This window comes from Streptomyces lunalinharesii (assembly GCF_039532155.1).
Taxonomy (GTDB): domain Bacteria; phylum Actinomycetota; class Actinomycetes; order Streptomycetales; family Streptomycetaceae; genus Streptomyces; species Streptomyces lunalinharesii.
In genome coordinates, this window is the sequence record NZ_BAAARK010000014.1 from 63,205 (window position 1) to 77,740 (window position 14,536).

Genomic DNA, 14,536 nt, shown 5'->3' on the forward strand with positions numbered 1-14,536 from the left:
CTCGGGCGCGGGAGCGTGTTGCATACTCGCTCCTCGTTGCCCGGCGGTTCCGGGCACCGCCCCGTGGGGCGCAGGCGACGAACGGTGAAAGACGGCAAGTTGGGCGGAATCACCCCTTAACGCGGCAGATGGTCCGGTGCGCCGGCCTGCCCCTCCACGGGTCACCACCCTCGCCCGGCACTCCGCCTCGACCCGCCCCTTCTCTCCCCTCTCCCCCCGCAATCCCATCCACCCCATCACCCCGTCGACCGCCCCGTTACGGCGGCCGGCGGACGAATGACGATCGGCAGGACGTGGCCGCATGACCAGTACCCAGGTGGACCCCACTCCGCCGCCCGCCGCCAGCCCACCCCGGTGGCGGTCCTGGCTGCTGGACGGACTCAGCGAGCAGAGCGCCCGCCACCCCGGGCCGCACGGCACGCCACCCGCCGAGCACAAGGGCCACTCCTGGTGGCGGGTGATGTGCCTGACGGGTGTCGACTACTTCTCGACGCTGGGCTACCAGCCGGGCATCGCCGCGCTGGCGGCCGGGCTGCTGTCGCCGTTCGCCACCCTGGTGCTGATCGCGCTGACCCTGCTGGGCGCGCTGCCGGTCTACCGGCGGGTGGCCAAGGAGAGCCCGCAGGGCGAGGGTTCGATCGCCATGCTGGAACGGCTGCTGCCCTGGTGGGCCGGGAAGGTGCTGGTGCTGGTGCTGTTGGGGTTCGCGGCCACGGACTTCGTCATCACGATGACGCTGTCGGCGGCGGACGCCTCGGCGCACGTCGTGGAGAATCCCTTCGCCCCGGCCGCGCTGCACGGCGCGAACCTCTGGATCACGCTGCTGCTGCTCGCCGCCCTGGGGGCGGTCTTCCTCAAGGGCTTCCGGGAGGCGATCGGGATAGCCGTGGTGCTGGTCGGCGTCTACCTGGTCCTCAACGTCGTCGTGCTGGCCACCTCGGCCTGGCAGGTGCTGTCCCACCCGGTGGCGATCGGCAACTGGTGGGACGCGATGACCGCGCAGCACTCCTCACCGCTGGCGATCGTCGGGGTCGCCCTGCTGGTCTTCCCGAAGCTGGCGCTCGGCATGTCGGGTTTCGAGACCGGCGTGGCCGTGATGCCGCAGGTGCGCGGCGACGCCACCGACGACCCGGCCAAGCCGGCCGGCCGGATCCGGGACACCCGCCGGCTGCTGACCACCGCGGCGCTCATCATGAGCGGCTTCCTGCTGCTGTCGAGCCTGGCCACCACCATCCTGATCCCGCAGAAGGAGTTCGCGCCCGGCGGTGCGGCCAACGGGCGGGCGCTGGCGTACCTGGCGCACCAGCACCTCGGTGAGGCGTTCGGCACCGTCTACGACGTCTCGACCATCGCGATCCTGTGGTTCGCCGGCGCGTCGGCGATGGCGGGGCTGCTCAACCTCGTGCCGCGCTACCTGCCGCGCTACGGCATGGCCCCGGAGTGGACCCGGGCGGTGCGCCCGCTGGTGCTGATCTTCCTGGCCATCGCGTTCGGGATCACGTGCGTCTTCGACGCCAGCGTCGACGAGCAGAGCGGCGCCTACGCGACCGGCGTGCTGGTGCTGATGCTCTCCGCCTCGTTCGCCTCGACCGTCGCCGCCCGACACCGCGGGCACCGGGGCGCCGCGATCGGGTTCGGCGCGATCACCCTGGTCTTCGGCTACACGCTCGTCACCAACGTCATCGAGCGGCCGGACGGCCTGAAGATCGCGCTGCTGTTCATCCTCGGCATCCTGCTGACGTCGTTCGCCTCGCGGGTGCACCGCGCCTTCGAACTGCGCGCCGCGGACGTGGTGTTCGACGACACCGCGGAGCGGTTGATCGAGGAGGCGCTGGCCGCCGGGCCGCTGCGGGTGATCGCCAACGAGCCCGACGAGCGGAACGCGGCCGACTACCGGGAGAAGGAGTACAGCCAGCGCGAGGAGACCCACATCCCCGACCGGGGACCGGTGTTGTTCCTGGAGGTGCTGGTCGAGGACTCGTCGGACTTCACCGCGGAGCTGCACGTGCACGGCGTGGAGGCGTACGGCACGCGGATCCTGCGGGTGCACGGGGCGGGCGTGCCGAACACCATCGCGGCGGTGTTGATGCGGCTGCGGGAGCGGACCGGGCAGGTGCCGCACATCTACTTCAACTGGACCGAGGGCCATCCGCTGAGCCACCTGCTGCGGTTCCTGGTGTTCGGTGACGGCGAGGTGGCGCCGGTCACCCGCGAGGTGCTGCGCCGTGCGGAGCCGGACCTGCGGCGCCGACCGCGGGTCCACGTGGGCTGACGCCGCCCGCCACCCCGCCCCGCCCTCGGCCGCCGGATCACTTCCGGCGGCCGAGCGCTTTGGCCCGGGTGTGCGACCAGCCGGCGAGCAGCACTCCGGCGGCGACGGCGGCGAGGTAGCCGGTGAGCAGGACCGGGAAGCCGCCGCCGAGCCACCCCAGCAGGCCGGTGTTGCCGTGGTCGACGAGCAGCCGGATGGCGCCCTGGCCGGCGATCCCCACCAGCACCATGCCGGTGACCTGGAGGACGTCGTACTTCATCGCACACCTCGAAACGGGTCGGAAGGAGAGAAGGGCAGGAGGTCGGAGGGCGGCAAGGGCCGGGCGGGGGCGTCAGCGGCGCCGGCCGGCCCGTCGGATAACGTCACCCTGCGACGTTACGAACGTATCAGCGCCCAGGACCTCGAAAGAGGCCTGAGCGTGCTTGAATTCGCTTTTCGTCACAGTATTTGCGAGGTGCCGGATGGGGTCGGGGCGTGCGGAAACGGGGCCGTCGTGCCGGGTGTGCGGGGCGGCGCTGGCACCGTCCGGGCGGGGCCGGCCCGCGGTCTACTGCTCGCGCAGCTGCCAGGCCCGGGCGTACCGGCGGCGCCGGCACCCGCCGGTGCCGACGCCCGCCGGCGGCCCGGAGCGGACGGCGGCCGCGGCCGGCGGCGCGGCGGCGGACAAGCGGCGGCGGATCATCGAGGCGGTGTGGTGGATCGCGGCGGAGCACGGGTTGCACGCGGCGAGCATGCGCGAGGTCGCGGCCCGGGCCGGGGTCTCGGTGCGGGCGGTGCAGTACCACTTCGCGGACAAGCACCGGCTGTTGGTGGACGCGCTGCGGCGGCTGCACGAGGAGAACGAGCGGATCGCGCGCACCCGGATCCGGTTCGACCCGGCCGATCCGCGGGGGCTGCTGCGGTCCGTGCTGGACGAGTTCCTGCCGTTGGACGCCCAACGGGCCGCGGCCCTGCGGGTGTTCGCGGCGTACTACGCGCGCAGCCTGACCGATCCGGCGCTGGCTCGGGTGTTCCTGCCCGGGGACCACCCGTTGGAGGAGCTGGTCGCGGGCATCCTCACCACGGCCCGGGACGCCGGACGCACCGCGCCCGGGCTCGACGTCCGCCTGGAGGCCGACCTGCTGGTGGCGGCCGCGGTGGGACTGGGCGGCGACGTGCTGCACGGCCAGCGGACGTTGGCGCAGGCGCGGCGGGCGCTGGAGTACCGCCTGGGCACGCTCTTCGCGGACCGGCCCGAACATGCCGACGGGCGGGGCTGACGGGCGACGGCGGGGCGGGCCCGGGAACGGCGGTGGGGCCGCCGCGCGAGGCGACGGCCCCACCTACGGGCCCGGTTCTGCTGCCTGGCGCGGTCAGCGGAGGGCGGGTTCCGGGTAGAAGTCCCGGGGGCGGCCGTGCCCGTCCTTGAGGCGGCCGAGCAAACTCGCCGGGTACTCGATCAGCCAGTAGCTGGCGGCGGCCGCCGGCAGGGCGGCGAGGAAGACGATCAGCAGGGCCCAGGGGAAGCCGGACGGGCCGGTGGGCAGCAGCCCGGCGTTGTGGAGCAGGAGCATCACCGGTTCGTGCCAGATGAACAGGCTGTAGCTGATCAGCCCCACCGGCGTGAGCCAACGGGCCGTCAGGAACCGGTTCCAGAAGGTGCGTCGGCGGATGTGCAGGGTGCCGAAGAGCAGCAGCGCCCACAGGGCGGCGGCGATCGGGTGGTAGTAGGTGAAGGTGAAGCCCTCCGCGTCCGACTGGAGCGAGAGGCAGAAGAGTCCGGCCAGCGCCAGGCCGGTGAGGAGCAGTGCGGCGGGTGGGGCCAGGCGGGCCCGGTCGCCGAGCGCGGCCAGCACCACCGCCAGGCCCATGCCGGCCGCGAATCCGCCGAAGCGGGCCTGCGGGCCGAAGTAGGCGACCCAGTCGGTGTGCGGGATGCCGAGGACGTAGTGCGCGACGGTGATCCAGACCAGCGGCGCGGCGTAGAGGGCCAGGCAGCCGCCCGCGCAGAGCGCGATCCGGGCGGCCCGGTGGCGCAGTCGCCGGCAGGCCCGGACGGCGAGCGGGCCGAGGCCGACCAGGACGAAGTAGAAGAGCACCTCCAGGGAGAGCGACCAGGTGGGGCCGAGGGTGTAGAAGATCCGGTCCTGGTCGAAGACGTGCGTGAAGGTGAGGTGCTCCAGCAGGTCCTGCCAGTCGCCGGGGAGGGTGGGGTTGCGGGTGGCCCAGACCACCAGGACGGCCAGCACGTACAGCGGCAGGATGCGGATGGCGCGCCGGAAGAGGAAGGCGCGGGCGGGGCGGGTGGAGCCGCCGTCGAGCGCCGCGCGGGCGTAGGAGTGGGTGAGCAGGAACGCCGACAGGACGAAGAAGAGGTCGATGACCTCCAGCGACAGGACGGCGTCGAGCGCGGGGTTGGCGACCGGGGAGTGGCTGCCGCGGGCGTCGTAGGCGGTGTACTGCTGCCAGACGTGGAAGGCGACGGTGCTGAGCGCGGCCAGTCCGCGGAAGCCGTCGATGTCGCCGGCGGGGCGGCGGCGCGGGGTGCTCCCGGGGGTGCGCGGCGGGGCGGGCGGCGCGGTGGCGGTGGTCATCGGCGGGCCACCGCCCGGGCCGCGGTGGTCGCCTGGGCGCGCGGGGTGACCCGCCACTGCCGGTCGCCGAGCGCCTCCTTGAGGTGGGCCTGGCGGGCGACCATGTTCTTGAAGTGGCTGTAGAAGACGGTCGACACCAGGAGGTAGGACCAGAACCAGCCGCGGCGGGCGCGGAGTTCGGGAACGGCCAGCCGCCAGGCGAAGAGGGCCTGCACGGGGCCGGCGGCGAGGGTGAGCAGCAGGGCGAGCACGCAGACCGGCACCGCCCAGTCCAGGTGCGCGGGGCCGCCGGCCTTCCACATGGCGTAGAGCAGGATCGGGAGGATCTGGAGGGTGAGCCACGGCTGGATCTCGCGCCAGCCCAACAGGACCAGCAGACCGAATTTCTGACGTACCGTCAGAGCTGGGGAACGCAGGCCGCGCCAGAGGTGCTTGAGGGAGACCTGGAGCCAGCCCTGGGACCAGCGGGAGCGCTGGTTCCACAGGGCGGCCAGGGTGGTGGGCGCCAGCTCCCGGGAGATCAGGGTGCGGTCGACGGCGATCCGGGCGCCCCTGGTCAGGGAGCGCATCGTGGAGTCGATGTCCTCGGTGAGCATGGAGCCGTGCATCCGGGTGCGGGCGAGCAGGTCGGTGCGCCAGAAGCCGTTGGAGCCGCCGAAGACGCCGAAGCCGTGCAGCCGGGTGCGACCGGGATGGCTGACCGCGTAGATCGCCTCGAACTCGACGGCGACGAGCCGGGCGACCCGGGAGCTGTCGCCGTTGCGGACCACGCAGTGGCCCTGGACGACGTCGTAGCCGTGGGAGAGCCAGTGCCAGGCGTCGCGGAAGGCGTGCTGCGCGGGGTGGTGGTCGGCGTCGAAGATGCCGACGAACTCGCCGCGGACCCGGGTGACGGCCGCGTTGACGTTCTGCGCCTTGGAGGTGGAGCCGGCGACCGGCAGCAGGACCAGCCGGGAGTCGCGGGCGGCGATCTCGCGGAGGGTGTCCTCGACGGGCAGCGGGTGCGGGGTGTTGTAGGCGAGGACGATCTCCAACTCGCCGGGGTAGTCCTGGCGCAGGAACGACTCGACGGTGTCGACGATGGTGGCGGCCTCGTTGGGGAGGTACGCGGCGATCACGGCGCTGGCCGGCGGATAGGGGGCGCCGGGGCCGGCCGGCCGGGCCGGTGCGTCCAGCGCGTAGAGGCACTCCAGGACGATCAGCAGCGCGGAGAGCACCAGTCCGGCGACCACCGCCCAGTACATGCCGGAGCCGAGGTCCCAACCGGCCAGGTACGCCTGCCGGTAGAGGGCGAACGGCACACCGACGCCCAGGAGCAGGGCCAGCACCGGGGAGAGGGCCAGGAGCGCCGGGCGGATCAGGGCCCGCACGGGGGGACGCCGGTGGCGGTGCGGGGCCTCGCGCATCCAGGAGGCGTAGCGGACGGGGCGCAGGTCGCGGTGGCGCAGCGCCTCACGGGCCGCATCGCGGGCCTGGTCGACGGCTTCGGCGGCGTCGGTGCACCCGGTGAGCGGGAGCCAGCCGACGGCCGGGGTGAGGCGGACGTTCTCGTCGGCGACGACGAAGCGGGTGCCGGCGGCGGCCGTCGCGAAGTCCGCCAGGCCGCGCAGCGCGGTCTCCTCGTCGATGCCGGGGAGCAGCATCAGCAGGTGGCCGTCGTCGTCGCGGCCGAGCCGGTCGCAGACGCCGCCGAGCTGTTCGGCGACGCCGGCCAGCCGCTCGGCGACCTCGCGGCGGACCCGGGGTCCGAGCCGCTCCTCCAGGGCGCCGAGTTCGGCGACGCCGATGACGGCGAGGACGCCGCCGTGCCGGGCGGCGTCGGGGCGCTTGAGTTCGCGTTCCGCCTCGTCGAGGAAGTGCGGGCGGGAGTAGAGGCCGGTGCGCGGGTCGCGCAGCAGGTGCTCGACGGGGACCGGCACGCGGCGGAGCTTGGCCTCGATGCGGGCGGAGAGTTCGTCCGGATCGGAGGCCTCGGGTATGCAGTCGTCGGCGCCCTGGCGCAGTAACCGGGCGACGCCGGCGGGGCCGGAGGTGTCGGTGACCACCAGGAGCGGCAGGGCCCGGCCGGCGGGGACGGTGCGGACCTCGCGGATGAGGGCGGCTCCGGCGTCGCGGGTGCCGGGTTCGTCGAGAGCGACGACGGCGTCCGGGGGTGCTTGGCGGACTCGGGGGCCGGCCTCGCCGGGCGGGGCGTGGCTGACGTCGTGGCCGGTGGTGCGCAGGGTGTGGGTGAGGCGTTCCAGGCGTGGGCCGGGGGTACCGACGACGAGGACGTGGCCGGCGGGGTGGGTGCCGGGGGTGGACGGGTCCGTTCCGCCGAGCAGGGCCGTGGGTGAGCCCTGGGAGGGTGCGTGGTGCGAAGTGAGCACCTGCGGTTGTCCTTTCTGGCTACGGGGCACGCGGAGGCCGGCGGCGGCGCCGCGGGGACCGGTGGTCGACGGTCCTCAGGGCCGGTGGCCGCGCGCGGGCAGGGCGGAGCAACCGCCCTGCTGCGGCGGCGTGTGGGGATGCCGGCGCGCCGGCTCGTGGGGTGCCGGCGGCTCCGTGGTGCGCGCGATGCGTGGACGGTGACGTTCAGGGAGGCGTCAGACGGCGGTCACCTGGTGGGCGCCGCGGACGCGCGCGCTGATTGTCAGAGGCATGACAGCGAGAAGTGCGGGCGCGCCGGGGTGCGTCTTCTCTCGACGGAACGGACGGCGGCGCGGTGGCGCGCGACCTCGACGGTCACGGCCGGCACGACGAACTGCTGCAAGCACCGAACCGCACGGGGGCGGTCGAGCGTGTATCGCATAGGAAGGGTCCCATCCTGATCGGATCGTGGGGGGAGGACCGGATGTCAGGTGTACACCGAGCGGCTCTGCCGGGCAAGGCCCATCGGCACTCGCCAGCCTCGGCGATCACTGTGACACCACACCTTCATCCACGTAACACCTGCATTACGTCCGGTCGTCGTGGCGGTCCCCACACCCGCTACCGCCCGGTAGATACCGGTCCACCGGCTATACCCGGTACGTCAGTTCTGAACTGGAGGTTCGTACCTCTGGCCGATCTGTTAATCTTCCCGCCCCTGGACGTTCCTCCATGTCTGCTCCTTTCCTCCCCTCCCCCCAGCACCCCCTGAAGGCCGGGTGCAGCGAGGTGTCGCGTACGTGAACAGCGTTCCGTTCTCTCCCGCTCAGGCCCGATCCGCGCGGGCCCGGGTGGGCCTGACGACGAGTCAGGTCGCCCAATCCATGACGGCGTGCGGCGCACCGGTGCGCCCCGAAGCGATCGAGGCCTGGGAGTACGGCTCCTTGGTGCCCACCGAACCGCAGCTGTTCGCCCTGGCCGACGTGTTGTGGTGCCCGCCGACCGTGCTGATGGGCGTGGAGCCGCGGTCGTTGGCCGAGCACCGGATGGCCCGGCAGCTCGGCCCGGAACGGCTGGCGCAGTTGGTCGGGATGACCCCGGACGCGTACCGGACGGCGGAGGCCGCCAACCAGTGGCACGGCGACTACCGGCAGACCAAGGCACTGGTGGAGGCGCTGGGGCTGTCGCTGCGCAAACTCATCGGCGTGATGGGGCGGGTCGAGGAGTTGGCCGGGCACCTGCGGGCGGCCCTCGACGGCCGCTGGAAGTCGCACGTCGGGCCGATCACCGAGATCACCACGTTGAACCGGACGCGGGTGGGTGACGCGCTGCGCACCATGCACGGGGAGTTCGCGGAGTTCTCCGAGCGGTACATGGGGCACGTGGTGGCACGGAACGCCGACGCCCGGCTGAAGGAGATCGCGGCCGAACGGTCGGCGTACCTGCGGCAGTTGGTCGACCGCTTCTGGGAGTTGATCGGGGAGGCGGGAGAGGCGCCGCCGTTCAACTCGGTGCACTGAGACGCCCGGTTCGCCGGGGCGGGTTCGCGCGGTCCCGCCCCGGCGGGCCGGGCGTCAGTACGCGCCCTGGGCGTGCGGCGGCGGACCGGCCGGCCCCGCCGCCTCGTCCACGCCCGCCTCCTCGTCCTCGGTGAACTCGTCCCAGTCGATCTCCAGCGACCGTCGCCGGGTGAAGACGTTGAAGACCAGGTTGAGCACGATGGCGGTCAGGCCGCCCAGCGTGATGCCGCTGTCGAGCACCGCCCGGACGCCCTGCGGCATCCGCTCGAAGAACGGCGCGACCGCGGTCGGCAGGAACGCGGCGCCCAGACTGACCGCCAGGATCAGGGCGTTGCGCTCCTCGCGCAGGTCGACCTTGCCGAGGATCTGGATGCCGACCGCGGCGACCATGCCGAACATCGAGAGGGCCGCACCGCCGAGCACCGGGTGCGGGATCGCCGCGACCACCGAACCGGCCTTGGGCACCAGCCCCAGCACGACCATGAAGCCACCGGCCGCGACCACCACGAACCGGCTCATCACCCGCGACATCCGCACCAGGCCGATGTTCTCGGCGAACGCCACGTACGGGAAGGAGTTGAAGACCCCACCGAGCACGGTGGCGACGCCGTCGGCGCGCAGCGCCCGGGCGACCGTGTCGTTGCTGACCGGCTTTCCGGTGATCTCGCCGATCGCGTAGACGTCCCCGGTGGTCTCCACCATCGTGATCAGCATGACGACGACCATCGCGATGATCGGGAACGCCTCGAACTTGGGCATGCCGTAGTGGAACGGCGTGCTGACGCCGAACCAGTGGGTCTGCCCCACGCCGCTGAAGTCGGCGTCACCGAGCGCCCAGGCGACGGCCGTTCCGCCGACCAGCCCGAGAAGCACCGCCACGCTGCTCAGCAGCGGCTTTCCGACCCGCACGATCACCAGAATGAAGAGCAGGGTGCCCAGCGCGTATCCGAGGTTCTTCAGGTCGCCGAATTCCGGCTTACCGGCCAACTGGACACCGCCGGCCGCGTCCTGGAGTGCCTGCGGGATGAGCGTGAGGCCGATAATGGTGAGAATCGTGCCGATCACGACCGGCGGGAAATACTTCACCAACTTGCTGAAGAACGGGGCGAAAAGGAAAGTCGCAATGCCGGCGGTGATCACCGCGCCGTAGACCACCAGCAGTCCGGCCGTGCCGCCGCCGGCCCCCAGCCCGATGGCGATCATCGGAGAGACCGCGGTGAAGGTGGCGCCCTGCACCAGGGGCAGTCGGGCGCCTATCTTCCAGATGCCGAACGCCTGGATGATGGAGGCGATTCCGCAGGTCAGAAGGTCTGCGTTGATGAGGTAGACGAGTTCTGCGCGGGACAGCCCGAGCGCGTTGCCGAGCATGATCGGGACGATGACCGCGGCCGCGTAGAAGGCGAGGACGTGCTGGAAACCGTAGAGGGCGAGCTTGCCGAACGGCAGCACCTCGTCGACCGGGTGGGCCCGTTGCCGAGGAAACTGCCGAGGGGATCGTCGCGCGAGTCGTGCCATCTCTGCCTTGCCTTCACGAGGTAGGTGAATAAGAGGAAACCCGGGCCCTATGGTGCATTTCCCGGTAGGGTGCGGCGCTTCCCGTTCGCCGGGTCATCCTTCGATGGGCGGACCGAAGTCCGGCATTTCCATGGAATGCGCAGGTGCGGGCTCATCGGGGCGCTCACCATAGTTGACCTGTCCCGTTCCGCGCGAGTAACCAGGGGCGCGGACGGGGAATGCGCCGTAAAATGCGAAATATGGCTGAGCGGCCTGATCCGTCTGCTGCGCCCGAACTCCTCGTCCGCTCCGGCGGCGTCGCGCAGGTGATGAGCCCCGGCCACGCGTACCACGTGGGACGCGACCCCGCGTGCGAACTCGTCATCCCCGACGACCGGGTGTCCTGGCACCACGCGGTGCTCCGGACCACCGGGGACCACTGGCTGGTGGAGGACGAGGGGAGCACCAACGGTACGTACGCGGACGGGCATCGGGTGTCGCGGTCGGACGTCGGACCGGGCAGCGTGCTCCGCTTCGGCAACCCCGCCGACGGGCCGTGCGCGGTGCTGGACGACGTCCCCGGCCGCCCGGCCGTCGACCGCCCGTCGTCGGTGTCACACCCCGCGGCCACCCACACCTTCCGCCGGCCCAGTACGGTCCGGCACCTGCCCCCGGCACGCACCGTGCGGATCGGCCGGTCCGCCGACAACGACCTGGTCGTGGACGACCTCGCGGTCTCCCGCCGGCACGCCGAGCTCCGGGCCGGCCCCGACGGCTACGCCCTGGTCGACCTGGGCAGCCACAACGGCACCTATCTGAACGGCAGTCCGGTGCAGCAGGCACCGGTGCGCCCCGACGACATCATCGGCATCGGCCACTCCGCCTTCGTCCTCGTCGGCGACCGGCTCCAGGAGTACGTCGACACCGGCGAGGTGTCACTGGACGTGCAGGAGCTGACGGTCCGGGTCGGCAAGGGCACCGAGGGCCGGACGCTGCTGGGCGGGGTGTCGTTCCCGGTCGGCGAGAAGTCGCTGCTGGCGGTGATCGGCCCCAGCGGGGCCGGCAAGTCCACGCTGCTCAACGCACTGACCGGGCTGCGGCCCGCGGACGGGGGCACCGTCCTCTACGACGGCCGGGACCTCTACCGGGACTACGCCGAGCTGCGCCAGCGCATCGGACTGGTGCCGCAGGACGACATCCTGCACACCCAGCTGACCGTCCGCCGGGCGCTCGGCTACGCGGCGGAGCTGCGGTTCCCCCAGGACACCGCGCCGGCCGAGCGGGCGGCCCGGGTCGAGGAGGTGATCCGCGAACTGGGCCTGGTCGAGCGGGCCGGGCTGCCGATCCACAAGCTCTCCGGCGGCCAGCGCAAACGCGTCAGCGTCGCCCTGGAGCTGCTGACCAAGCCCTCGCTGCTCTTCCTCGACGAACCGACCTCGGGTCTCGATCCGGGCATGGACCGCTCGGTGATGCACATGCTGCGCGGCCTCGCCGACGACGGCCGCACGGTCATCGTGGTCACCCACAGCGTGCTGAGCCTGGACGTCTGCGACCGACTGCTGGTGCTCGCCCCGGGCGGCACCCTCGCGTACTACGGGCCGCCGGCCCAGGCACTGCCGTACTTCGGGTTCGCCCAGTGGCCGGAGGCCTTCGAGGCGTTCGAGAACGACCGCGGACGGGACTGGGCCGGGCAGTTCCGCGCCTCGGCCCTGTACCGCCGTTACATCACCGGCGACACCCGGCAGCCGCCCGCCCCGGCGGCGCCCCGGCCACCGGTGGCCGCACCGCGCACCCGGCACGGCGGCGCCCAGCTGTGGACGCTGGTGCGCCGGTACGCGGCGGCGCTCTCCTCGGACCGGACGTTCCTGATCATCATGGTGGCGCTGCCGTTCGTGATGGGGGCGATGGCGCACGCCATCAGCGGCGGGAAGCTGACCGACGGGGCGGCGACGGTGCTGCTGATCCTCTGCGTCGGGGCGGTGCTGACCGGTGCCGCCAACGCGGTCCGCGAGCTGGTCAAGGAACGGGTGATCTACCTGCGGGAACGGGCGGTGGGCCTGTCCCGCACGGCGTACCTGCTGTCGAAGGTGCTGGTGCTGGGGACCGTCACGGTCGTCCAGGCGGTGGTGCTGACGCTGGTGGCGCTGTTCGGGGTGCAGCTCAACGCCCCGGGCGGCACGGGGGTCCTGATGCCGCCGCTGGTGGAAATCACGCTGGCGGTGGCGCTGTTGGCGTTCACCGCGATGCTGCTGGGGCTGCTGGTGTCGGCGTTGGTGCGCAAGGAGGAGGTCACCATGCCGCTGCTGGTCCTCCTCGCCATCGTCCAGGTGGTGTTCTGCGGCGCCCTGCACCAGTTGCGCGGCACCGCGGTGCTGGAGCAGGTGGCGTGGCTGGTGCCGTCCCGGTGGGCGCTGGCGGCGATGGCGGGCACCATCGACCTGGGGCGCCTGCAGCCGGGGCCGCTCACCGCCGATCCGCTGTTCCGGCACGCGGTGGGGCCGTGGCTGCTGGACATGGGCATGTTGGTGGTGCTTTCGGCGGTGTTCGGCCTCTGCGTCTACCGACTGCTGCGGCGACAGGAGCCCGAGATCATGCGCCTGTAGCCGGGACCGTCGTGCGCGCGGCGGCGCCCGCGGCCGCGCGCGAGGAGCACCGAGGAGCCGCTCGTGACCGTGCCGGAGTTCCGTCCCAGCCACGTCGTCCCGCCGGACGGGATGGCGACCTGGGCGGCCCCGGACGCCGCCCGTCCGCTGGTGCCGCTCGATCCGCTGCTGCCCGTGCAGGTGGTCGAACGGCGCGGTGACTGGGCGTTGGCGCAGTGCTCCAACGGCTGGTCGGCGTGGGTGGACGGGCGGCTGCTGCTGTCCGTGCCGCAGGGCCCGCCGGCCGCCGGGCAGCCCACCGCCCGGACCGCGGACCCCCGGCCGCTGCTGGCCGCCGCCGAGGGCGCGCTGGGCCGCTACCGGCAGTGGGTCGAGGAGTTGCTGGCCGGCCAGCTGGACCGGGAGGCGTTCGCCGAGCGGGCGCGGGGCACCCGGATCGGGGCGGTGGTGGACGGCGACGCGGTGTGGCTGTACGACGCCCGGCACGAGCGGTGGTGCTTCTGCGACGGCGCCGCGCTGGTGCCGTTCGCCGTCGCCGAGGGGCCGACCGCGGACGGGGGCCCGACGGAGCCGGCCGCGACGGACCCGGCCAGGGCGGACCCGGCCAGGGCGGACCCTGCCAGGGCGGACCGCCGCGAGGACGCCGGGAACGGGGACCGGTCGCCCACCACGGAGCGGTACCCGCCGCCGGGGGACGGGCGGGGTGAGGGGCCGTGAACGGGTCGTCGGCCTCCGCCGGACTGCGCGGCCGCCGGATCGCCGGCTACCTGCTCGGGGAGGAGATCGGCCGGGGCGGCATGGCGGTGGTCTACCAGGCCGAGGACCTGCGGCTGGGCCGGACCGTGGCGCTGAAGCTGCTGGCGCCCGAGCTGGCCCGCAACGACACCTTCCGGCAGCGCTTCGCCCACGAGTCGCGGGTGGCCGCGGCGATCGACCACCCGCACATCGTGCCGGTCTTCGAGGCCGGGGAGACCGACGGGCTGCTCTACATCGCGATGCGCTACGTCCGGGGCCACGACCTGCGGGCGCTGCTGGACCACGAGGGCCGGCTGCCGCTCGCCACCACCTGTCGGATCGCGGTCCAGGTGGCGTCCGCGCTGGACGCCGCGCACGCCCACGACCTGGTGCACCGCGACGTCAAGCCGGGCAACGTGCTGATCGCCGAGGGCACCGACAGCGACCGGCCGGAACACGTCTACCTGACCGACTTCGGGCTGACGAAGAAGTCGCTGTCGCTGACCGGCTTCACCAGCGTCGGCCAGTTCGTCGGGACGCTGGACTACGTGGCGCCCGAACAGATCTCCGGACGCCCGGTCGACGGCCGGTGCGACGTCTACGGGCTGGCCTGCGTCGCCTACGAGATGCTGACCGGCGCGCCGCCGTTCCGCCGCGACGACGACATGGCGCTGCTCTGGGCCCACCAGTACGACCCGCCGCCGCCCCCGAGCGGGCTGCGGCCCGAGTTGGCGCCGGCGGTGGACGCGGTCTTCGCCCGCGCGCTGGCCAAGGCCCCGGAGGAACGGTACGAGAGCTGCCGGGGGTTCGTGGCGGCGCTGCGGACGGCCGGGCGGAGCACGGCGGCCGGCCCGGGCGCGCGGCCCGCGCCGACCCGGGTGGACGTGCCCGCCGCCGGGCCGCAGCGCGGCACCGCGCACGGTCCGGCTCCCCCGCCGCCCCCGCGCTGGGCGCGCCCGGTGTTCCCCGGGACGTAGGGCCGGTCGGCGC

10 protein-coding genes are annotated in these 14,536 nt (G+C 73.0%); 6 read left to right on the forward strand and 4 right to left on the reverse strand.

Annotation, left to right across the window (positions count from 1 at the left end; all coding sequences use genetic code 11):
• Window positions 1-301 precede the first annotated feature (301 nt).
• Entirely contained in the window at window positions 302-2,272 is a 1,971-nt protein-coding gene (locus ABD385_RS21690) for an APC family permease (RefSeq protein WP_344578657.1), read from the forward strand.
• A gap of 37 nt (window positions 2,273-2,309) precedes the next feature.
• On the opposite strand, the gene ABD385_RS21695 is transcribed toward ABD385_RS21690, so the two are convergent.
• Window positions 2,310-2,531: a hypothetical protein gene (locus ABD385_RS21695; RefSeq protein WP_344578659.1), complete on the reverse strand. Its 222-nt coding sequence runs from the start codon at window positions 2,529-2,531 to the stop codon at window positions 2,310-2,312.
• A 202-nt stretch (window positions 2,532-2,733) separates the two neighbouring features.
• Here ABD385_RS21695 and ABD385_RS21700 point away from each other — a divergent pair, with 202 nt between their 5' ends.
• Entirely contained in the window at window positions 2,734-3,531 is a 798-nt protein-coding gene (locus tag ABD385_RS21700) for a TetR/AcrR family transcriptional regulator (RefSeq protein ID WP_344578661.1), read from the forward strand.
• Between the two features lie 93 nt (window positions 3,532-3,624).
• Here the strand turns inward: ABD385_RS21700 and ABD385_RS21705 are convergent, their stop codons facing one another.
• Entirely contained in the window at window positions 3,625-4,845 is a 1,221-nt protein-coding gene (locus ABD385_RS21705) for an acyltransferase family protein (protein ID WP_344578662.1), read from the reverse strand.
• Entirely contained in the window at window positions 4,842-7,214 is a 2,373-nt protein-coding gene (locus ABD385_RS21710; RefSeq protein ID WP_344578664.1) for a glycosyltransferase, read from the reverse strand. The genes ABD385_RS21705 and ABD385_RS21710 overlap by 4 nt, the downstream gene beginning before the upstream one ends.
• Before the next feature lie 864 nt (window positions 7,215-8,078).
• Here ABD385_RS21710 and ABD385_RS21715 point away from each other — a divergent pair.
• Window positions 8,079-8,714, forward strand: coding sequence for a transcriptional regulator (locus ABD385_RS21715; RefSeq protein WP_344578863.1), 636 nt, complete (start codon window positions 8,079-8,081; stop codon window positions 8,712-8,714).
• Between the two features lie 54 nt (window positions 8,715-8,768).
• Here the strand turns inward: ABD385_RS21715 and ABD385_RS21720 are convergent, their stop codons facing one another.
• Complete coding sequence (locus ABD385_RS21720) at window positions 8,769-10,229, reverse strand: nucleobase:cation symporter-2 family protein (protein ID WP_344578665.1); 1,461 nt, start codon at window positions 10,227-10,229, stop codon at window positions 8,769-8,771.
• Window positions 10,230-10,468: 239 nt separating this feature from the next.
• Here ABD385_RS21720 and ABD385_RS21725 point away from each other — a divergent pair, with 239 nt between their 5' ends.
• The 3 genes from ABD385_RS21725 to ABD385_RS21735 all read left to right on the forward strand — a co-directional run bounded on the left by ABD385_RS21725 (window position 10,469) and on the right by ABD385_RS21735 (window position 14,523).
• A complete protein-coding gene (locus ABD385_RS21725; protein ID WP_344578666.1) occupies window positions 10,469-12,811 on the forward strand; it encodes an FHA domain-containing protein in 2,343 nt (780 codons plus the stop codon).
• A 63-nt stretch (window positions 12,812-12,874) separates the two neighbouring features.
• Window positions 12,875-13,528 carry a hypothetical protein gene (locus ABD385_RS21730; RefSeq protein WP_344578667.1) on the forward strand — a complete coding sequence of 218 codons (654 nt, stop codon included), beginning with the start codon at window positions 12,875-12,877 and terminating at the stop codon, window positions 13,526-13,528.
• A complete protein-coding gene (locus ABD385_RS21735) occupies window positions 13,525-14,523 on the forward strand; it encodes a serine/threonine-protein kinase (RefSeq protein WP_344578668.1) in 999 nt (332 codons plus the stop codon). Before ABD385_RS21730 ends, ABD385_RS21735 begins: the two co-directional genes overlap by 4 nt.
• Window positions 14,524-14,536: the final 13 nt, after the last annotated feature.

Coding starts and splice junctions, on each gene's coding strand:
- ABD385_RS21690 (WP_344578657.1), top strand. CDS start 302: ATGACCAGTACCCAGGTGGACCCCACTCCGCCGCCCGCCGCCAGCCCA.
- ABD385_RS21695 (WP_344578659.1), bottom strand. CDS start 2,531: ATGAAGTACGACGTCCTCCAGGTCACCGGCATGGTGCTGGTGGGGATC.
- ABD385_RS21700 (WP_344578661.1), top strand. CDS start 2,734: ATGGGGTCGGGGCGTGCGGAAACGGGGCCGTCGTGCCGGGTGTGCGGG.
- ABD385_RS21705 (WP_344578662.1), bottom strand. CDS start 4,845: ATGACCACCGCCACCGCGCCGCCCGCCCCGCCGCGCACCCCCGGGAGC.
- ABD385_RS21715 (WP_344578863.1), top strand. CDS start 8,079: ATGACGGCGTGCGGCGCACCGGTGCGCCCCGAAGCGATCGAGGCCTGG.
- ABD385_RS21720 (WP_344578665.1), bottom strand. CDS start 10,229: ATGGCACGACTCGCGCGACGATCCCCTCGGCAGTTTCCTCGGCAACGG.
- ABD385_RS21725 (WP_344578666.1), top strand. CDS start 10,469: ATGGCTGAGCGGCCTGATCCGTCTGCTGCGCCCGAACTCCTCGTCCGC.